Source organism: Methanomicrobia archaeon (assembly GCA_011049045.1).
Lineage (GTDB): Archaea > Halobacteriota > Syntropharchaeia > Alkanophagales > Methanospirareceae > JACGMN01.
In genome coordinates this window covers 1-18,880 of the sequence record DSCO01000048.1, presented here as the reverse complement: position 1 = coordinate 18,880, position 18,880 = coordinate 1, and the positions used below count along the sequence as shown (strand labels likewise).

Sequence of the window (18,880 nt, the reverse complement as noted above, 5' to 3'; positions counted from 1 at the left end):
TACTTGCTCCGGGCTCCGCCAAGCAGCACAATCATTAATAGAGCTATACCAAATATAAAGCTGAAGGATCGTGCGAGTGCGTATTGTCATTGACAACGAGGCTCAACCGGGTTTTAAAAGCGATTGGGGCTTCTCATGCTTGATTGAGACCGGTAATCAGAACCTTCTCTTCGATACCGGCTATTCAGGCGACATTTTGGCCTTCAATCTCCAGCAATTTCACGTGCAGCGCGAGACAATCGATACGATCGTGCTCTCGCACGAGCACAGCGACCATGTCGGCGGGCTCAACGCGGTGTTGCATCCCGGTGTGACGGTATTCATGCCCCGCTCGTTCTCCCGGCGCTTCAAGCATGCAGTTGCACAGGTAGCTGAGGTGGTTGACGTCACGCTACCCCGAGCAATTGTTCCTGACGTGTACACGACGGGTGAGCTCGGTGCAGGGCAGAAGGAGCAGTCACTGGTGCTCGAAACGCCAAAGGGCATGGTCGTGGTTACGGGTTGTGCGCATCCTGGTTTAGAGGCAATCATCGCGGCTGCTGCTACTTTTGGTAAGCTCTACAGCGTCATCGGCGGGTTTCACAGCTTTAATCAGCTGGAGCTCTTACGCGAGTTTGACCTGATCGTACCCTGCCACTGTACCGCACACAAGCGCGAAATTCTGGCGCGGTACCCAGAGAAGACCAAACGGTGTGGATCAGGCATGGTGCTGGAGCTGGGCTGAGATGCAGTACCTCTACGGGCCCGTAGCCTCGTGGCGGCTCGGCAGGTCGCTGGGCGTGGATATTCTGAGCACTGCGGATAAGACCTGCTCGTTCGAGTGCCTCTACTGCGAACTCGGTCGAACGGTCAACAAGACAACTGAGCGGAAGGTGTTCGTACCCACGGACGTGATCGAACGAGAGCTTCACGCGCTTGCACCGTTCGTTGAGGAGACTACCGACGTGATCACCTTCGCGGGCATGGGCGAGCCGGCTCTGGGCGCGAATCTCAGTGAGGTAGTTGCGGCTATTCGCAGACATACGCGGAAGCCGATCGCGATCCTCACGAACGCCGCTTTGATCACCGATCCCGAAGTACGTAATGATTTGAAGAAGCTGGACATCGTTGTTGCCAAATTGGATGCGCCCGACCAGGCGATCTTCGACGCGGTGAACAGGCCGGTGAGCGCAGAAATCAAGCTCGACGAAATCATAGCGGGGCTCACAGAGTTCAGACGCGAGTACCGTGGTAGGCTCTGTCTGCAGCTGATGTTCATAGCGGAGAACAGAGCTTCAAGCGCGGCGCTCACCCGAATTGCCGTGGAGATACAAGCCGACGTGGTGCAGCTGAACACGCCGTTACGACCGTGCGGCGTAGCACCGCTGTCGGCCGAGGAGATGCAACAGATCGAAAAGCAGTTTGATCAGTTAAAAGCAGGAATCGAGGTAGTATCGGTCTACAAGAAGCTGAAGCCAGAAGTACGGGTGATTAACAAGGGGGCATTGATCAGGAGGCGGGGTGCAGAAGATTAGTACCGTCCGAGCGATTAATTAGTTCGCTGATTCAGTACCTTCGAGCAGCCCAGGTTCTGAAAAGAATCTCTACACGATCCTTGCTCTTGATCAGAAAGCTGGGCAATCCGTAATGTCTGCTGCTAGCTAAGGGTCATGAATTGACCGTCTTTGAGCCACCGCTCGGCCTCTTCTGTCCGTCCGGAACGAAGCTACCGAGCCCGCTCGTCAGTGGAAATAACCCGTCCTGCACGAGCGTCTACCAGCCCCCGCACAACCATGCGCGCGAAGGTAACGCAACGCATGCATCATCTCTTCGTTGGTTGCATCTCCCCCTTGCGCTCGCTCTGATGATCTCAGCATACACCATTCAGATTTTTGCCGATGACTGCCAACCGTTATTCCCAGTCTGCTTTGATTCGCTTCGGTTCTGTTCGGTTCAGTTTAGTTTCACAGTGGCAGCACACCAGTAGCAAGGAACAGCGAGGAGAACAGGATTGCGACCATGTTCATCGCCTTGATCAGCGGATTGATCGCCGGCCCCGCGGTATCCTTGAAGGGATCGCCGACCGTATCGCCAACGACTGCGGCCTTGTGCGCATCGCTACCCTTACCGCCGAGATAGCCGTCCTCGATCATCTTCTTCGCATTGTCCCAGGCAGCACCACCGTTCGCCATCATCAACGCGAGCATCAAGCCCGAGATGATCACACCGATCAAGAGCCCGCCGAGCGCGATCGCACCCAGGATGAGCCCCACCGCCACCGGCACGACCACCGCGATCATACCGGGCACGATCATCTCCCGTAACGCGGCAGCGGTAACGATATCCACGCATTTGCCGTATTCCGGCTTCGCCGTGCCGTCCCAGATGCCCGGGATCTCCTTGAACTGCCGCCTTACCTCTTCGACGACCTTGAACGCGCCCTTGCCCACGGCACGCATCATCACCGCACTGAAGATAAAGGGTAACAGCCCGCCGATCAGCAGCCCGATGAGCACGAGCGGATTGAAGAGGCTGAAACTCTCCGGCGGTAAGTTCACCTTGTGCAGGTAATCCGAGAACAATGCTAATGCCGCAATTGCCGCGGACGCAATCGCATAGCCCTTCGTCACCGCCTTCGTCGTGTTACCCACCGCATCGAGCTTGTCGGTCGTCTCCCTCACGCTGGCCGGCAGGTCTGCCATCTCCGCGATGCCGCCGGCATTGTCCGTGATCGGCCCATAAGAATCGAGCGCGACCACGATCCCGGTCGCCGAGAGCATGGCAACCGCGGTAATCGAGATCCCGTAGAGACCTGCGGTCATCGAGCCCGTCACTATGAACGGCATGAGATACGCGACCAGAATACCGCCACAGATGATGATCAAGGGCCAGCCCAGCGAGATCATGCCCACCGCAAGCCCTGTAATGAGATTGGTGCCCGCGCCCGTTTTGCTCGCGTCTGCTATTGATCGTACGGGCGCATGATCCTGCGTATAATACTCGATCGCCACGACCATGAACGCCATGATAAGGATCCCGATGACCGAGGCACCGAAGAGCGAGTACGCTGCTGCATTAGACCCGAAAAGAAGTAGAGTGACCGGGAAGAAGAGCATGACACTGAGTATCGCGGCGGTGAATACGCCCTTATACAGCGTGCGCATAATCTTCTCCTCCCTGCCCATTCGGACCGCGAAGACCGCGATGATCGAGGCGAAGATCGCGACTGCGCCCAGAATTAACGGATACTCGATCACCGTTAACGCGCTCGCCACACCCGGGAAGATGCTCGAGACATTGCCCGCATTGACCATCAAGCCGCCGATGAGCATTGCCGCCAGCGACGTTACCACGTACGTCTCGAAGAGGTCCGCGCCCATGCCTGCGCAGTCGCCCACGTTGTCGCCCACGTTGTCCGCGATAACGCCGGCGTTACGCGGGTCGTCTTCCGGAATGCCCGCTTCCACCTTGCCCACTAGGTCTGCACCAACGTCGGCCGCTTTCGTGTAGATACCGCCACCGATCCGTGCGAACAACGAGATCAGGGACGCGCCGAAGCCGTAGCCCACGACCAGGTCGACCGCGTGCGAGCCACCGCCGAAGGCGATGTAGAACAGGCTCGTGCCCAGTAACGCGAGCCCGACGACCGAGAGCCCGGTAACCGCACCGCCCTTGAACGCGATATCGAGCGCACTCCGAACGCCCGAGAATGCGGCCTGCGCAACGCGCGTATTGCCGCGGGTCGAGACGGACATGCCGATATAGCCCGCAGCCGCAGAACCCGCTGCACCCACCAGGAATCCGAACGCAACCCTGCCGGAATCCAGATACCCGCCGTCAAACGCGTTACCGAGTGCAAGCACTAAAATGACCGCGATAATGACCGCAACGATCGCGATCGTTCGGTACTCACGGTTCAGGTACGCGGACGCGCCCTCCTGTATCGCGCCTGAGATCGCGTTCATCTGCTTACTGCCCGAGTCCTGCTTCAGTGTGTAGAAGGCGAAGTACGCCGCGAATGCCAAACTCACCAGTCCCGCGAAGGGAGCCAACCATAACAAATTCATATTTAGTATCACCTACTTACTTCACGTTACTTCAGTTTTTCAGGGGCCATTCAAGCAATGCCACCGCAAGATGAGCTTCTGCACTTTTTTTGTGCGAGCTCATATATATACATTGCGGTTTTTACTCGCTCTTCGCGTGCGCTCTCTCACGCTCATCGCGTTGACGACCGCTGGCAGGGCTGGTAACGTGACATGAAGAAACGTGAGCTGGAGATCATCCTGGAACGCGTCGAGGATATTGAGCAGCCGGAGGTCGAGAGCGAGCAGTACGCGACACCCGCGCCCGTTGCTGCTGAACTGCTCTTCTTCGCCTTCAGTCACGGCGATATCGCCGACCGGGTCGTCTACGATCTCGGCTGCGGCAACGGCATCCTGGGCATCGGTGCTAAGCTCCTCGGTGCTCGTGCGGTCATCGGCATAGACCGTGATGGAAAAGCGCTTGGGACCGCGCGAAAGAATAGTGCGATGTTCGGGGTGGAGGTGGACTTCAGGCAGTGCGAGATCCATGAAATTAAAGTGGCGGGAGATACGGTGGTGATGAATCCGCCCTTCGGCGCACAGCGGAAGAACCGGCATGCGGATCGCGCATTCCTGGAGAAAGCGCTTGTGGTCGCGCCTGTTGTTTATTCGATCCATAACGCAGGCAGTGAGGCGTTCATCAGACGTCTGCTCCCTGCAACCACCACCATTGACCGGTTCCCGGTCGCATTCCCACTCAAACGGCGGTTCGCCTTCCACCAGAAGGATCGGAAGGTTATTCCGGTAGACATCTATCGGATCGCACGACCGGGCGAATAGAATAATGCACGGTATGCCATGACCGCGGCTCAGTCATTACGTCTGCAAGCCAGCCAGTGGCTTGCTCACTGATCGATGTTCTCTGACTGGTAGATCCCGCAATACCCATTGTCAGGAACATCGGCGAGTTTGACAAAGATGAGCTGGAGAAGACGCGCATTCCGCACCACCGCAAAGCCCTGCTCGTTGTGAACCACCAGCAGTGACTCGCTCCGCCCCTCGTAGCCCGCGTCCCAGAACCCCGTTGCCAGAGTAGCGCCACAGCGGATGAGACTTGTTCGCGGAGCGCCAAACGCCATCACGTCCTTCGGGAGATGAACGATCTCGTTGTATATGATCTTATAAGCGCCAGGCCGCAGGAAGACCTGATCATCGACAAACCCGAGCGGCTCAGTCTTCGAGAGTGTCCGTTCTGCGTTACTGAAATCCACGCAACCCGCACTCGTGAGGCGCTCTATCCGCCGCACCGTCAAATCCACACCATTTGGCTGTGTCTGCGTGTCCGTATCAATCAGGTTCTCGACCAAGGGTGGTTTGAGCTGTAGCCGCGCTCGTATCTGCTCTCCTGTAAGCACGGCGCCATTCGCGAGCTTTGAGCGCTCTTTCGGCATCGATCGGGTCATCGTGTTCTTTTTATTTTCACCGCTTAAATCTTACGTACCGCCAGAGCATTTTTCTAAACTAAACCACAAGTAGCTAGCTTGGCTAGCTCGGCGCGAGCATGAATGAGGACGACGTTGCACGAAGCGCGCAATTGGCGCTGCTCCTTGAAGTGTCTGCGTATCCGAAGCCCGGGAACGTAGATCGTACACATGATTTCACCGATACGAGCTACGAGCATTTCCTCGCCTCCTCTGTTGCGCTTTATCCGGTCTTCAGAGATGCCGCGGTGCGGGGTAGCCGCAGGGGCACGGGCCTGGGAAGCCTGGTGAAACGTGGCGTCGAAGAGAGTCGTGCATGGCAACATGGTGGGAACACGCATTTCGGCGCTTTACTCCTGCTCATCCCGTTGACCATGGCTGCCGGCGCGTGCAGGCGCTACGACCCCCACGAGCTGCAACGAACAGCGGCGGAAAAAATGCGCCGCACCACCATGGAAGACGCAATCGATGTGTACCAGGCATTCCCGAAGGCCAGGGTCAAAGTGCGCACAGCCGTGCCCGAATTCGATCTTACCAGCGATGCGGCGATCGACGAGATACGAGCAAAAGAGTACACGCTCTACCAGATATTCAGTATCTCCGCAGCTTACGATATGATCTCACGCGAATTGGTGGGTGGATTTGAACGGACATTTAAGAGTGCCGCACTCCTGAGCGAGCTGGCGCGAGCAGAGCGCATCAATGAGGCGATAACGCATACGTATCTCCACTTGCTCGCGGCAGAGGTGGACACGTTTATCACCCTGAAATTCGGCACTGAGCGGAGCAGCTACGTGCAGAAGAGAGCGAAAGAGATTGTGGATAACGGCTGCAAACATGAAGAGCTAGAGGCTTTCGATAACGAGCTTGTACGTGCGAGGCTCAATCCCGGCTCGACAGCAGACCTCATTGCCGCCGCGCTATTCCTCTGTATCCTTGGCGGGCTCAGATTCTGAAGGCAGTAAGCGATCATGCCTGAGCTCTTTCCAGCGACCCTGGACAGGTACGAGCCTCACGGCACCGGGCAGTATCATGCCGATCGCCATCGGTGCGCCATCAGGGTTCGCAACGGGCACCGGCGTGGCAACGACTGCCGTGCCACGGTCAAGAACCATGGTTTTAACGATCCCGAGCCCGCAGACTTCCGCGCTACCGCTGGAAGTAGCTCCAGTGCGATATAGCCCTGCAATGCTGCCCTCTGCTGGTGGCCACGCGAAGACCCTGAGTTCGAAAACGCGGGTTCGTGCCGTTTTGAAGTACGCCGTGTACGCACGCTCGCGTAGCGCCCGCCGCTCCTCGCGCGTTCGCGTTCGTACGTGTTCCGAGCTGCGTATCCGGAGCACGGGACACGTCAGCTGGGATACTATATGAGCCAGCTCATCCCCGCGCTCAATCGCCAGAACCAGTGTTGGCTGTATCGCGGCAATCTCCTGGAGCTTGAATGCCGTTGCTGCCTCGCCCTCCACCCAACCGGTCGAATCCACAATCACCACCGCGGCCCCGAGTGCGGTGGCCTTCCGTACCGCTGCCCCGGTTCCCTGCACGCACGCACGGGTACAGCTCCCGGGCGAGGTATCGCCAACAAAGTAGAGCCCACGAAGCGGCACCTCAGAAAGTCGATGCAGCTGCTGCTCTACCAGGCCCATACCGATGCAGCACGGCGGCCCGATATCACTCTGGCCGACATCTGCATCGACCACGGCCACACGGAGCTGCTGCGCGTGAAATCGGTTCGCAAGTGCCGTAACCGTAGAGGTCTTGCCAACGTCGACCGTTCCGAGCAAGAAGAGGATAAAGGGTTTCTGATTGCTCGTAAACGCATCGTGTATCGCTTCTTCGTGAGCTTGCCGCTCGCGTCCCATCACATAGCTATTTTTATTGCGGAACGAAATAGGTTAGTTAGTGAGGCTTCTTTAGCACGCTTATTTACAGCGCTCTTTTTCCAGTTACACGGGCGGTGATACGGGATAGTATGGAACCGGTAGAGAAAGAGGGGGTGGTACATCGCTGTATTGAGATGCTGGATGAGATCCTAAGCGATACCACCGTGCCGCGAAACCTGCGGCGGTCAACGGGCGAATTAAAAGACCAGTTGCTGAACGGCGCAGGCTCGCTGGCCATGCGCGTCGCTCTGGTGATCTCTGATTTCGATGAGCTGAGCTCCAACCCGAACACTCCCGCACATACACGAGCGCAGATCTGGAGCATAGTCAGTCAGCTGGAAATGATCGCCGGCGAGGATTGAGGTAACTGATGATCACGATAGCAATTGCGGGAAAGCCGAACTCGGGCAAATCGACCTTCTTCAAAGCGGCCACGCTCGCAGACGTTGAGATCGCCTCGTATCCATTCACCACCATCAAGCCGAATACCGGGATCGCGTACGTGAAGGTGGACTGCCCGTGTCAGGATCCAGCGATTCAGCAGGAGCTTGGCGGTAAATCGTGCGATAAGTGCATTGATGGTATCCGCTTCGTGCCGGTGGAGCTGCTCGATGTCGCGGGTCTGGTCAGAGGTGCGCATGAGGGCCGCGGATTGGGCAACGAGTTCCTTGATGAGCTCCGACAGGCAGCAGCGATCATTCACGTGGTCGACGCCGCTGGGGGGACAGATGCGGATGGCAATGTAGTAGATCTTGGGAGCCACGATCCCCGCGAAGATCTCGTGTTCTTCAAAACCGAGCTGACCCTGTGGGTCTTCGGGATAATCAAGCGCAACTGGCGTAAGATAGAGCGGAAAGCGGAATTAGAGGGCCTGAAGATCGAGCGACTGCTGGCTGAGCAACTGACCGGTGTCGGCGTCTCTGAGGAGCAGGTGAAGGCCGCGCTCATGGAGCCTACGAGCCCAGACCGCGCGAATTTCAGGTCCTGGAGCGACGATGACCTCCACACACTGGCAGCCGCAGTGATCAGGCGGAGCAAGAAGATGGTCATTGCGGCGAACAAAGCTGATGTCGCGCCTCACGAGAACCTCGAGCACCTGAAAGAGGTGTCTGCGGCGAGCGAGGGCGAACGGGTCATTCCCTGCTCTGCGGCCGCAGAACTCGCGTTACGAACCGCAGCAAAGAACCAGCTCATCACGTACGTGCCCGGCGATGCGGATTTCGAGATCACGAGCGAGCTCACGGATAAGCAACGCAAGGGGCTGGAAAAGATACGCGCGTTCTTGCATGACCACGGTGGTACCGGCATTCAGGCGATCATCAATTACGCGGTCTTCGATCTGCTGGACTACGTCGTCGCCTATCCGGTGGAGGACGAGCACAAGTTCTGCGACTCCAGTGGGCGAATCCTGCCTGACGCGTTCCTGCTCAAACGCGGGAGTACCGCACGCGATCTGGCCTTCGCCGTGCATTCTGAGATCGGCGAGAGCTGCCTTTATGGCGTTGATGCGCGCACCAAACTCCGGCTTGGTGAGAAGCACGAATTGGTGAACCGGGATATTATTAAGATCGTCTCTACAAGGTAACGTGATGGTGCTGAACGAGCTAGCTAGCGCGACCGTGATGCCGGGCCAATGCTCAGTTCAGTTCAGTTCATTTCTTTTCGCTTGCCGCACCGCCTGGTGAAGTGGCAGGGATTATCAGTCGCAATGCCTGCGACACCGAGAGCCTCGGCACACTTACAGTCTTCGCGCGTGTTGATCACCCAGGCATAGATCTCAATGCCCTGCATCGCCGCCGCATCCACATACTCACGGGTCAGGCGTGGATACCGCTGGAAGATGATCTCAGCCCCGGCATCCCGCGCCACCTGCAGGGGGAAAACGGGCAGCGCAGAGAGGATGATCCCCGTTTTCACCTGCGGTGCATGCGCTTTCACGGTGAGGAGCGCGGGATGGAAGAACGAGGCGATGATAACGCTTTGCGTCATACCGCCTGAAACCACGTCATGCACAACGGCTTCCGCGATACCCGGCTCTTTTAATTCGAGCACCAAGCCGATTCCCCGGTGATGGCCGAGAGAAAGGACCTCGGATAACGCGGGAATATGCTCACCTTTGCCCGCGTCCAGTCTCTGAAGCTGCCGCAGTGTATGGGCCGCAACGAGGCCAGAGCCGTTGGTCGTTCGCTCCAGTGTGGCATCGTGAATAACCACCAGCTCGTGATCCTTGCTCTGTCTGAGATCGAGCTCCACCAGATCCGCACCGCATTCGGCAGCCCGTTTGATTGCACGGATCGTGTTCTCCGGCTCTTCGGCACGTGCGCCACGATGCGCTATGATTCTCATCTCCGCGCTTTTAAAAAGGAAGGGTCTACTTTAACTATGGGCATAACGCGAAAGGCATGGATAACGTACCACGATACGCTTACACTGAAGCTAACGGACCCGATAGCGATCGTGGGGGCGCCAGGACTGCGCTCAGTGGGCAAAATCGCGGTCGAGTTATTAATTGAGCAGTTACAGCCGCGGTTATATGCAGAAATCTACTCTTATGGGTTTCCCGGAGTGTATTATGGGCCTTCATATCTCGGCGCGCCCAGCCACGCGGGTGGGCTCACGACGAAAGATCAGCTCACCGAGCTGCCGAGCGTTAAGATCTATATCGCAGACCCGAAAAGCGGATCGGGCACGGCGGACAGGGAGTTCGTGCTCATCAGCGGTTATCAAGCGTACGATCCGCTCAACCAGCATATGGTCGTTGACCGTGTTACCGATGTTCTGAAGGCGCTGGGTGTAAAGCGGGTGTTTTCGCTCGGTGCGCAGGTGATCGAATCGGGCATGACCTGTTGCGCAACGGATACGAACGTGCTCGATGAGATGGCCCGGTATGGCATCACACAGACGCACGTCGATCGTTTTATCGGCTTCTCAGGTCTCATCGCGGCACTCGCGATGATGAAAGGGATTGAGGGCGTGTGCCTGTTTTCGAGCACCACGCAGAACTTCGAGGATCCTGAATATCCCGATCTTGACGCGGCACAGGAATTGGTCCTGCGCATCGCGGAGATACTTGGTTTGCAGGTTGATTCGGCGGATCTCGAGCAGCTGCTAGGCGAGGAGCAGGAACCAGCAGAGAGCGAAACGGCCGGAGCGCGCGAGCGCAAACCATATACCGAAGACCTTGACGGGTACGGGTGATCGCTCATCGCGAGGAGAGGATGGCAACGAAGGCAAAAATGAGTATAGACGCGCAGGTAACTGCCTTTGAGCTTGCCTGCAGGGAGATCGCGGAGCTGATGGCGGCGCAGGGGCTCCAGGAGGCAGAGAGTATCAACCGGCTCAAGAAGGAGATCAGCGGCAAATACCGCTTGACCAGCCTTCCACGGCATTCCGATGTGATGAAAGTGAGTCGTGATGACGTGCGGGCGCAGCTGAAGCGTAAGCAGATGCGAACCGCCTCAGGCGTGGTCCCCGTGGCCGTAATGACCTCGCCCTATGCCTGTCCGCATGGTAAGTGCCTCATGTGCCCGGGTGGGCCGACTTCGGAGTTCGAGTCACCGCAGAGCTATGTAGGTCGAGAGCCCGCAGCATGCCGTGCGGCACAGCACGGGTTTGACCCCTACGAGCAGGTACGAGCACGGCTCCATCAAGTCGAGGAGATCGGGCACGACTTCGAGAAGGTTGAGCTGATCCTGATGGGCGGGACGCTCACCGCACGACCCGAAGCATACCAGCAGTGGTTTGTAAACCGGTGTCTGGCGGCCATGGACGCGTTTGGTGTGGAACATGGCAGCGCGATCAGGAACACCGGTATAACGTTCGAGACGAGGCCCGATTATGCAACGGCGCACGAGCTAGATCGTATGCTCGCGCTGGGCGCGACGAAGGTCGAGCTGGGCGTGCAGCAGCTCTCAAATACGATTTTAGCGCGGATTCAGCGCGGACACTCGGTTGAAGATTCGATCGCCGCGAACCGTTGTGCACGTGATAGCGCCCTGAAGGTCGGCTTTCACGTGATGCTTGGCCTGCCCGGCACGACCGTTGAAGCGGATAAAGCGATGTTCACGCGGCTCTTCTCCGAGCCCGAGTTCAAGCCAGATTATCTCAAGATTTATCCCACGCTCGTAGTTCGAGGAACGCCGTTATACGAGCAGTGGCGCAGGGGCAACTATGTCCCATTCCGTGAGCCCGAAACCGTTGAGATTATCGCGTTTGCAAAGCGGATCATTCCGCCGTGGGTGCGGATACAGCGAATTCAGCGTGATATTCCCGCGCAGTTCATCGAGGCGGGCGTGAAGAAGAGCAATCTGCGACAACTGGTGCGTGAGCGACTGCGAGCGGAGGGCTATCAGTGCCGGTGCATTCGCTGTAGAGAGGCGGGGCTTGCTCGCTTAGAAGGTCGTATCGCTACCGAGCAGAATATCTCCCTGGTGATAGAGCGGTACGACGCGTGCAGAGGTACGGAACACTTCATCTCGTACGAGGATGGTGAGGCCGACCTTTTAATCGCGCTTTTACGGTTACGATTCCCGCACGAACCGCATCGAGCGGAGCTGAAGGATGCTGCTCTCGTGCGAGAACTTCACGTGTACAGTGAACTGGTGTGTTTGGGAAAACAGAAGGCGGGGAGCTGGCAACATCGCGGGTACGGCGCTCGCCTGTTACGAAAAGCCGAAGAGCTTGCGGCTGACGCGGGGTACCGGAAGATAGCCGTGATGAGCGGGCTCGGTGTCCGGGCATACTATGAGCGGTTCGGCTACGAACGCGAGGGGCCGTTTATGCTGAAACGCCTCGTCTGATAGCGTCGTTCGGCTAGTAGCGCGCCTGTTCATGCCCAAGCGTATGCCGCGGCAGGATGAGGACGAGCGAGTCACCATGAGCGTAAACAGTTACTTTACCTGAACCGTATTATAACCATCAGTGCGCGGCACAGTTCACCGCGCTACGGCAAAGATGGACCCCGCTGTTCTGCTGCTCCTGCTCGTCGCATCTGCACTCCTCGGTGTGCTGCTCGGCACGATAACCGGGCTCGTGCCCGGCTTCCACCCGAATAACGTGGCTGTTATCCTGCTCGTACTCACGCCCGCTATCCTCGCGGAGCCGCGCACCTTCTGTGCCGCACTGCCCTTTGATACGCTTCTGCTCCTGGTCGCAGCGGTCATTCTCGCCGCCTCGGTCGCCCACACGTTTCTCAACTTCATTCCGGCGGCCTTCTTCGGCGCCCCCGAAGGTGAAACGGCGCTCGCGTTACTGCCCGCGCACCGGCTCCTGCTGGAAGGTCGCGCGTACGAAGCCACTGTGCTCTCTGCCCGGGGCAGTTTCGGCGCCATCATCTTCTCCTTCATCTTTATCATCCCCTTCTTTATCCTCTTCTCCACGCTCCATTTCTACGAGCTCATCCAGAGCCTGATGCTCTATCTGCTCTTCGGGATCTCCACGCTACTCGTTCTCACCGAGAGCTTCAACGAACGAATGCCCTCCTCCCAGGCAGTTTTCCTCGCTGCCTTCGTCTTTCTGCTCGCCGGGATATTTGGGTGCGTCGTTCTGGATATGCCGGTGCACACGCCGTTCCTCTTCAGCTCCACGATGCTCTTCCCCGCACTCACCGGGCTCTTCGGGCTCTCCACTATCTGCTATTCGCTGCTCCACACGCCGGAGATTCCGGAGCAAACGATCGAAGAGCCGGAGACCGAGAACGCGGAGGTCATCAAATCCGTTCTCTCCGGCTCGATCTTCGGCACGCTCGTCAGTTTCTTGCCCGGGATCACGTCCGCGCACGCCACCGTGATGGCGATGCTCACACGGCGTAACCGCGATCCGGAGCAGGTGATCGTGACTCTGAGCGGGGTCAATACAGCCAACGTTGTTTTCTGTCTCGAGACGCTCTTCCTCATCTCGCGTGCACGCAGCGGCACCACGATCGCGCTCAGCCGCCTTCTGAACATCCAGCCATGGGAAGGCGGTGCGCTCCCGCCATCGTTACTGCTCTATCTGCTCATGGTGGTGCTCGTTGCCGCACCCTGCTCCTACTTCATCACGAACTATCTGGGCAGGCAATTCGCGCTTCGGTTCTCACAGCTGCCATACCGTACGCTGCTGATCATGATCGCGCTCTTCCTCATCGCGCTCGTGCTGCTCTTCACCGGCCTTATGGGGCTGCTCGTGCTCATCGTCGGCACGTACATCGGGCTCATTCCGATCTGTTTTGGTGTGAAACGGAGCAACGCTATGGGCGTCCTACTACTTCCGATACTGGTAATTCTGTGGCACATGTAGAGTAAACTTTATAACGGCGGAGCGCAAATCCCCCATCATGATAACGGTAGCGATAAATGGATGGGGGCGCATCGGACGAATTCTCTTTCGCGCAGCGCTGCAGAACGATTCGGGGTTCGAGGTCGTCGCGATCAATAGCCGCAAGGCGGAGGCTTCCTGGGTGGCCCACCTCCTGAAGTACGATTCCGTGCACGGCATATTCGATAAACCGGTAGAGGGGAACGCGGATGAGAACGCGCTCGTCGTGAACGGGAAAGAGATACCGATCTTTGCGGAGACCGATCTTGAGAAGCTGCCCTGGGCGGACTTGGGGGTGGATTTGGTGGTAGAATCAACCGGCGCGTTCAGGGACCGGAAGAGCGCGTCACTGCATCTGACCGCGGGGAGCAAGAAGGTGATCATCACGGCGCCGGGAAAGGATCCAGATGTTACTATCGTTCCCGGTGTCAACGACGAGATGTACGACCATGCGGCGCACAAGATCATCTCGCTCGCCTCCTGCACCACCAACTGCCTGGCACCAGTCGCGAAGATATTAAATGACGAGTTCGGGATCGTCAACGGCTTTATGACCACCGTGCATGCGTATACCAACGATCAGAAGATCCTCGACGGTAGACACAAGGACATGAGACGTGCACGGGCCGCCGCGATGTCCATCATCCCCACCACGACTGGCGCGGCGAAAGCGTTGGGTCTCGTTCTGCCGATGTTGGAGGGCAAGCTGGATGGCTTTGCCTTGCGAGTTCCCACCTTTAACGTCTCGATCATAGATCTCGTGACCGTATTGGAACGGGATACCACGGCCGACGAGGTCAATAGCGCGTTCGAGGCAGCAGCGAAGACCCCCTCGCTCAAGGGCAAACTCGCCGTTTCACACGAACCGCTGGTGTCCATCGATTTTATCGGCAATAGCTATTCGTCCATCGTTGATGCTGAGTATACCACCGTGATCGGGGGCCGCGGCAACCTGGTGAAAGTGCTGTCTTGGTACGACAACGAATGGGGCTATTCATGCCGCTGTGTTGACATGATAAACCGCATTGCGGCGTTAGGTCTCTGAGGTGTGCTGCTAGGTTGACGGCCTGGAGTGAAGCGTAAGTAAGAGAAGCCAGGAGGATAACATGAATCCGAAAGAGGTATTGTCGGATTTTTTCACGCTGGATGACTTCGAGGTTGCGGGAAAGACGGTGCTCTTCAGAGCGGATTTGAACTCGGTGGTCATCGATGGCAAGGTGCAGATGAAGGAGCGGATCGAGGAGAACGGTAAGACGATTCGGGAGCTTGCGGAGAAAGGCGCAAAAGTGGTGATCCTTGCGCACCAGGGTCGCGCGGGCGGTAAGGAGTTCCTCACTCTGGAGCAGCATGCGCACCTGCTCAACGAACTGGTGGATCTGAAGTACATTGAGGACATCATCGGGCCGGCAGCTCGGCGAGCAGCCCAGGAGCTTGAGAACGGAGAGGTGCTGCTCCTGGACAATGTGCGATTGCTCGCCGAGGAGACGCTCGATAAGACCCCCGCAGAGCATGCACAATCCATCTTTGTCCAGCGACTCGCACCGCTCGCAGATCTGTACATCAATGATGCCTTCTCGGTCGCGCACCGTGCGCACGCGTCGGTGGTCGGTTTTCCGACGCTCATGGAGGCTGGTCTGGGACGGCTCATGGAGAGCGAGCTGAGTGCGCTGGAACGCGCGGTCAACCACATCGAACGTCCAAGTGTGTACGTGCTCGGCGGCGTGAAACCCGAGGAGGTCTTTGATATTATTGAGTTCGCGCTCGATTCAGATAAGATCGATTATATCCTCACGACCGGTGGTATCGGTAACCTCTTCATGGTGGCGAACGGGATGATCCCGATGAAGGTGGATAAAGATCTGCTGGAGATCGTAACACGAGCAAAGGAGATACAGGAACGGGCGGGCAGGAAGATCAAATATCCCTGGGATCTTGCCATCGAGCAGAACGGTAAGCGCGAGGAGATTCCGGTTGATCAGGTCAGAGTAAATATGCCGATCTACGATATCGGCCATGAGACGATGGAGAAATACGCGGAGATCATCAAGAACGCGCGCACGGTGGTCATGAAGGGGCCTGCGGGCTTTTACGAGAAGGAGGGCTTTGGCGAGGGCACACGCGCGATCTTCGAGGCGATTGCCGAATCGCCCGCCTTCACGCTCCTCGGTGGTGGCCACACCTCCGCAGCGATCAGTGAGGTGGGCGTCGATCGGAGCAAAATGGAGCATGCGCACGTGAGTCTGGCAGGCGGTGCGTTCCTGCGGTATCTCCTCGGGAAACCATTGCCGGGGATCGAGGTGCTCAGAAAGAAGAAGTGAGGAAGTGACTTATTCTTCTGCCTCAATGAGTTAGTACAAGCGACAAGGGGTCGTGGGGTAGAGGATATCCTGTCAGGCTCCGGACCTGACGACCTGGGTTCAATTCCCAGCGACTCCGTCTCAACCTTTCTTTCACAAGAACGTGTACGTGAGCACCAAGCACTATTCACGCTTTTGCGTTAGCACCGTCTTATTTCATGTACCTGAGGGATCATGATCCGCAAACTGAAGTCGATCTGGGAGTTAACGCGGTTCGAGCACGGTCTGATGTACGGGCTCGGCGTGCTCATCGGGATCATCGTTGCGGACGGCCGTATTTTCGTACAGGCATCGATCGCCGGGCTCGCGGTATACATTCCGGCAGAAGGTGCGATCTTCGGCTTTCTCACCGCACTCTTCATCCAGGCGGGCACCTTCGCCCTGAATGACTACTGCGACCTCGAATCTGATCGTGCGAACCGCAGGATGGATAGACCACTCGTGCGCGGCGAGCTTACGCGGCGAGAAGCGTTACTGATCGCGCTGCTCGCCACCGCAATCGGTATCGTCGCGGCATCGTTTTTGCACCCGCTGCTCTTCGCACTCGCCGTCCTTTCCGCGGTACTGGGCATGGTCTACGATGTGAAGATGAAGGAATTCTTCGGCGTGAGCAACGTCTATATCGCGCTCACCATGGCGATCCCGTTCATCTTCGGCGGCTTGATCGTGGACCCTACCCGGATCGATCTGATACTGCTCGTCCTTGCTGCGATGGCATTCGTCGCAGGGTTCGGGCGTGAGGTGATGAAAGACATCGCGGATCTCAGGGGTGACGCGCTACGGGACGTCAAGAGCATTGCGCGCATCTATGGCCCGACTACCGCGAGCAGCGTCGTCGTCGGTTCATATTTGCTCGCTGTCGCTCTGAGCGTCATACCGATCTTCTCGATCGGGAGCTCGTATTACTGCAATCCCGCGTATCTGCTCCCGGTGCTGCTCGCTGATCTGCTCCTGGTGCATGCCTGCTGGGTGCTGTGGCGGCAGAGCGCGGAGACTGCGGATTATACTGCACTGAGAAAGGAGACGTTACTGGCAATTACTCTGGGGCTGCTCGCCTTTGTGTGCGGTGCTGTTTTCTAATCACTCGACGGGCATCACGGGATCAGTAGCACTGCTGCAGCTTGCCGTTTCTTCGCGTCATCGCATGGGGTTGGTGCACGTGATTCACGCCACTCGAGGCTGGCAGTCCCGCGGGGGGAGTGTCTCCTGGACGGTGCGGATCGTGCGGGAAATTCCCGCCCTGTTGTGCCCAGCCCAGAAGGCGCCTTTATTTATTCCTTTCCTGTTATTTTGGACGTGCAGGTTCAAACGAAACGAAAGGAAATAAGCAGATACTTTCGGTAGTATGTATAGTATAGTATACAAAGGCAGGATGAGGGTAGCGTTTGGCGGCACGTTCGATCCGTTACATGACGGGCATAAGCAGCTCTTGAAACGCGTGTATGAGCTGAGCGAAGGTGGTGAGATCGTGATCGGAGTGACCTCGGATGCTATGGCGCGCACCTTCAGGGATCGTGACGTTCGTCCGTTCAAGGCGCGTGCGGCGGCTCTCCAGCGGTACATGCGAGAGAAATACGGCGCGCAGGTGCGCGTGGTGGAATTACACGATCGCTACGGTCCTACGCTGGACGAGGATTTCGAGTACATCGTGATCTCGCCTGAGACCTATCCGGTTGCCGTGAGGATCAACGAGCTGCGGAAGGCACGCGGCAAGAAACCGATAGCGATCGTAAGAGTCGAGCACGTAAAAGCCGCGGATGGCGGGCTCATCTCGTCCACGCGGATAAAGGCGGGCGAGATCGATACGCACGGGACGCTGCTGAGGTGTACGGGGTAGTACCAGGAGCCAGGATAAGTACCCCAAAGGACTGCTCTATTCTATGATACTGACGCTCAGTGCCCTGCTCGCAGTTTCCCGGTGCGTTCAAACATTCCTTCACTTCAACTGCAGAATGCGTGCTAGCATGCACGCACTGTCGGTCCGATCCGCCACGATACCCGGTATCCCGTGATTGGTAATGGTAACGCTAGCGTCTGCCAATAAGTGGGCGCGGGATACACCACGTGCGTGCGCGTCTGCTCTAACGCATCTGATAAAACCGTGAGGCGTTGAAATGGATAGAACCGCCGCTTCTTCTTACCGGACCGTGCTCGAAGCGCTGATTAAGGACTGGCAAGACTTCCGGAAGGCGTTACGAAAAGAGGGGCAGGAAGCGTTCGATCACCTGATGAACAAGGCACGCGGTCTTGCCAGCGCCGCGGGATACGACCCGTGGCTCGATCCGATGGAATCGGTCTATATGTCGATCCTTGTGGGGTTGGAGAAAGAGATTGCAGAGTTACGGGCAAAGGTAAAAGAACTGGAGGAGCGGAGTACCCACTCCTCAGATAATTAGGTAGAACTGAGTCCAGGATCCGTTAACCGTGAACGTGCACTACTTTGGTACGAGTTCCTACGTCACCCAGTAGCTTCTTCTCTTCTGTGCTCAGATTCGGCGATACCTGCAAACCCTTCAAAACGCCGATTGCCTCGATCGTCCTGTTGGTCTGCTCTGCAGGTGCTACCTTCACAGCCGCTTTCTTTGCTCGCTTCGTTGCGCGCTTGTGCTTCATCCGGACATGCCGTGCCAAGTCAAGAGGTTTCGCGAATTTCTCGCCACAATATTTGCATTTATATTCTACCATAATGTCACAACATATGTCGCGACTATATAAATATAGATACTATTTGTTTTACGGGTAACGTCCTAAATTTCGTGGCTTACCTTAAACATCAATAATTCCTTCCAGCTCCAAATGTGATCTGTGATGCCCTCAGCCATGCACGGTGTTCTTTCTCTGTTCTTCTCACCCGTTCCTGC

General features: G+C 57.3%; 19 protein-coding genes and 1 tRNA gene. 15 read left to right on the top strand and 5 right to left on the bottom strand.

Translation table 11 applies throughout. The features are described from left to right. The first annotated feature begins 67 nt into the window (after nt 1-67). The gene (locus ENN68_06445; GenBank protein ID HDS45713.1) at nt 68-724 is read left to right on the top strand and encodes an MBL fold metallo-hydrolase; all 657 of its coding nucleotides are present in this window, start codon (nt 68-70) and stop codon (nt 722-724) included. Between the two features lies 1 nt (nt 725). Further along, nucleotides 726-1,514 (top strand): radical SAM protein, encoded by a 789-nt coding sequence (locus ENN68_06440; protein ID HDS45712.1) that lies wholly within the window; start codon nt 726-728, stop codon nt 1,512-1,514. 429 nt (nt 1,515-1,943) lie between these two features. Here ENN68_06440 and ENN68_06435 read toward each other — a convergent pair whose 3' ends face one another. Then, the gene (locus ENN68_06435; GenBank protein HDS45711.1) at nt 1,944-4,046 is read right to left on the bottom strand and encodes a sodium-translocating pyrophosphatase; all 2,103 of its coding nucleotides are present in this window, start codon (nt 4,044-4,046) and stop codon (nt 1,944-1,946) included. 192 nt (nt 4,047-4,238) lie between these two features. On the opposite strand from ENN68_06435, the gene ENN68_06430 reads away from it, so the two are divergent. Further along, nucleotides 4,239-4,844 (top strand): methyltransferase domain-containing protein, encoded by a 606-nt coding sequence (locus tag ENN68_06430; GenBank protein ID HDS45710.1) that lies wholly within the window; start codon nt 4,239-4,241, stop codon nt 4,842-4,844. A gap of 65 nt (nt 4,845-4,909) precedes the next feature. Here ENN68_06430 and ENN68_06425 read toward each other — a convergent pair whose 3' ends face one another. Next, nucleotides 4,910-5,455 (bottom strand): deoxyuridine 5'-triphosphate nucleotidohydrolase, encoded by a 546-nt coding sequence (locus tag ENN68_06425; GenBank protein ID HDS45709.1) that lies wholly within the window; start codon nt 5,453-5,455, stop codon nt 4,910-4,912. A 110-nt stretch (nt 5,456-5,565) separates the two neighbouring features. Between ENN68_06425 and ENN68_06420 the strand changes: the two genes are divergently transcribed. Further along, entirely contained in the window at nt 5,566-6,441 is an 876-nt protein-coding gene (locus ENN68_06420) for a triphosphoribosyl-dephospho-CoA synthase (protein HDS45708.1), read from the top strand. On the opposite strand, the gene ENN68_06415 is transcribed toward ENN68_06420, so the two are convergent. Continuing rightward, nucleotides 6,406-7,347 carry a hypothetical protein gene (locus ENN68_06415; GenBank protein ID HDS45707.1) on the bottom strand — a complete coding sequence of 314 codons (942 nt, stop codon included), beginning with the start codon at nt 7,345-7,347 and terminating at the stop codon, nt 6,406-6,408. The genes ENN68_06420 and ENN68_06415 overlap by 36 nt on opposite strands. Before the next feature lie 110 nt (nt 7,348-7,457). Here ENN68_06415 and ENN68_06410 point away from each other — a divergent pair, with 110 nt between their 5' ends. Both ENN68_06410 and ychF read left to right on the top strand, forming a co-directional pair. Next, nucleotides 7,458-7,730 (top strand): hypothetical protein, encoded by a 273-nt coding sequence (locus tag ENN68_06410; protein HDS45706.1) that lies wholly within the window; start codon nt 7,458-7,460, stop codon nt 7,728-7,730. A 5-nt stretch (nt 7,731-7,735) separates the two neighbouring features. Next, nucleotides 7,736-8,953, top strand: coding sequence for a redox-regulated ATPase YchF (gene ychF, locus ENN68_06405; protein HDS45705.1), 1,218 nt, complete (start codon nt 7,736-7,738; stop codon nt 8,951-8,953). 62 nt (nt 8,954-9,015) lie between these two features. On the opposite strand, the gene ENN68_06400 is transcribed toward ychF, so the two are convergent. Then, on the bottom strand, nt 9,016-9,714 hold the full coding sequence (locus ENN68_06400; protein ID HDS45704.1) for a glycerophosphodiester phosphodiesterase: 699 nt from the start codon (nt 9,712-9,714) through the stop codon (nt 9,016-9,018). Between ENN68_06400 and ENN68_06395 the strand changes: the two genes are divergently transcribed. The 9 genes from ENN68_06395 to ENN68_06355 all read left to right on the top strand — a co-directional run bounded on the left by ENN68_06395 (nt 9,697) and on the right by ENN68_06355 (nt 18,415). After that, on the top strand, nt 9,697-10,566 hold the full coding sequence (locus tag ENN68_06395; protein HDS45703.1) for a hypothetical protein: 870 nt from the start codon (nt 9,697-9,699) through the stop codon (nt 10,564-10,566). The genes ENN68_06400 and ENN68_06395 overlap by 18 nt on opposite strands. A 38-nt stretch (nt 10,567-10,604) precedes the next feature. Continuing rightward, nucleotides 10,605-12,167, top strand: coding sequence for a tRNA uridine(34) 5-carboxymethylaminomethyl modification radical SAM/GNAT enzyme Elp3 (locus ENN68_06390; GenBank protein HDS45702.1), 1,563 nt, complete (start codon nt 10,605-10,607; stop codon nt 12,165-12,167). A gap of 154 nt (nt 12,168-12,321) precedes the next feature. Continuing rightward, a complete protein-coding gene (locus ENN68_06385; protein ID HDS45701.1) occupies nt 12,322-13,644 on the top strand; it encodes a hypothetical protein in 1,323 nt (440 codons plus the stop codon). A gap of 37 nt (nt 13,645-13,681) precedes the next feature. Then, entirely contained in the window at nt 13,682-14,707 is a 1,026-nt protein-coding gene (gap, locus tag ENN68_06380; GenBank protein ID HDS45700.1) for a type I glyceraldehyde-3-phosphate dehydrogenase, read from the top strand. Nucleotides 14,708-14,768: 61 nt separating this feature from the next. Further along, nucleotides 14,769-15,980 (top strand): phosphoglycerate kinase, encoded by a 1,212-nt coding sequence (locus tag ENN68_06375; GenBank protein HDS45699.1) that lies wholly within the window; start codon nt 14,769-14,771, stop codon nt 15,978-15,980. 46 nt (nt 15,981-16,026) lie between these two features. Then, nucleotides 16,027-16,098, top strand: a tRNA-Arg gene (locus ENN68_06370). A 95-nt stretch (nt 16,099-16,193) separates the two neighbouring features. Continuing rightward, nucleotides 16,194-17,099, top strand: a complete 906-nt coding sequence (locus tag ENN68_06365) for a prenyltransferase (GenBank protein HDS45698.1) — start codon at nt 16,194-16,196, stop codon at nt 17,097-17,099. A gap of 292 nt (nt 17,100-17,391) precedes the next feature. Continuing rightward, nucleotides 17,392-17,856 (top strand): phosphopantetheine adenylyltransferase, encoded by a 465-nt coding sequence (locus ENN68_06360; protein HDS45697.1) that lies wholly within the window; start codon nt 17,392-17,394, stop codon nt 17,854-17,856. A gap of 277 nt (nt 17,857-18,133) precedes the next feature. Further along, nucleotides 18,134-18,415, top strand: a complete 282-nt coding sequence (locus ENN68_06355; protein ID HDS45696.1) for a hypothetical protein — start codon at nt 18,134-18,136, stop codon at nt 18,413-18,415. A gap of 22 nt (nt 18,416-18,437) precedes the next feature. Here the strand turns inward: ENN68_06355 and ENN68_06350 are convergent, their stop codons facing one another. Continuing rightward, complete coding sequence (locus ENN68_06350; GenBank protein HDS45695.1) at nt 18,438-18,704, bottom strand: hypothetical protein; 267 nt, start codon at nt 18,702-18,704, stop codon at nt 18,438-18,440. Nucleotides 18,705-18,880: the final 176 nt, after the last annotated feature.

Bases quoted from the DNA above. Each gene is read 5' to 3' on its own strand.
- ENN68_06440 (HDS45712.1), top strand. From the start codon at position 726: ATGCAGTACCTCTACGGGCCCGTAGCCTCGTGGCGGCTCGGCAGGTCG.
- ENN68_06435 (HDS45711.1), bottom strand. From the start codon at position 4,046: ATGAATTTGTTATGGTTGGCTCCCTTCGCGGGACTGGTGAGTTTGGCA.
- ENN68_06430 (HDS45710.1), top strand. From the start codon at position 4,239: ATGAAGAAACGTGAGCTGGAGATCATCCTGGAACGCGTCGAGGATATT.
- ENN68_06425 (HDS45709.1), bottom strand. From the start codon at position 5,455: ATGCCGAAAGAGCGCTCAAAGCTCGCGAATGGCGCCGTGCTTACAGGA.
- ENN68_06420 (HDS45708.1), top strand. From the start codon at position 5,566: ATGAATGAGGACGACGTTGCACGAAGCGCGCAATTGGCGCTGCTCCTT.
- ENN68_06415 (HDS45707.1), bottom strand. From the start codon at position 7,347: ATGGGACGCGAGCGGCAAGCTCACGAAGAAGCGATACACGATGCGTTT.
- ENN68_06410 (HDS45706.1), top strand. From the start codon at position 7,458: ATGGAACCGGTAGAGAAAGAGGGGGTGGTACATCGCTGTATTGAGATG.
- ENN68_06395 (HDS45703.1), top strand. From the start codon at position 9,697: ATGCGCTATGATTCTCATCTCCGCGCTTTTAAAAAGGAAGGGTCTACT.
- ENN68_06400 (HDS45704.1), bottom strand. From the start codon at position 9,714: ATGAGAATCATAGCGCATCGTGGCGCACGTGCCGAAGAGCCGGAGAAC.
- ENN68_06390 (HDS45702.1), top strand. From the start codon at position 10,605: ATGAGTATAGACGCGCAGGTAACTGCCTTTGAGCTTGCCTGCAGGGAG.
- ENN68_06385 (HDS45701.1), top strand. From the start codon at position 12,322: ATGGACCCCGCTGTTCTGCTGCTCCTGCTCGTCGCATCTGCACTCCTC.
- gap (HDS45700.1), top strand. From the start codon at position 13,682: ATGATAACGGTAGCGATAAATGGATGGGGGCGCATCGGACGAATTCTC.
- ENN68_06375 (HDS45699.1), top strand. From the start codon at position 14,769: ATGAATCCGAAAGAGGTATTGTCGGATTTTTTCACGCTGGATGACTTC.
- ENN68_06365 (HDS45698.1), top strand. From the start codon at position 16,194: ATGATCCGCAAACTGAAGTCGATCTGGGAGTTAACGCGGTTCGAGCAC.
- ENN68_06360 (HDS45697.1), top strand. From the start codon at position 17,392: ATGAGGGTAGCGTTTGGCGGCACGTTCGATCCGTTACATGACGGGCAT.
- ENN68_06355 (HDS45696.1), top strand. From the start codon at position 18,134: ATGGATAGAACCGCCGCTTCTTCTTACCGGACCGTGCTCGAAGCGCTG.
- ENN68_06350 (HDS45695.1), bottom strand. From the start codon at position 18,704: ATGGTAGAATATAAATGCAAATATTGTGGCGAGAAATTCGCGAAACCT.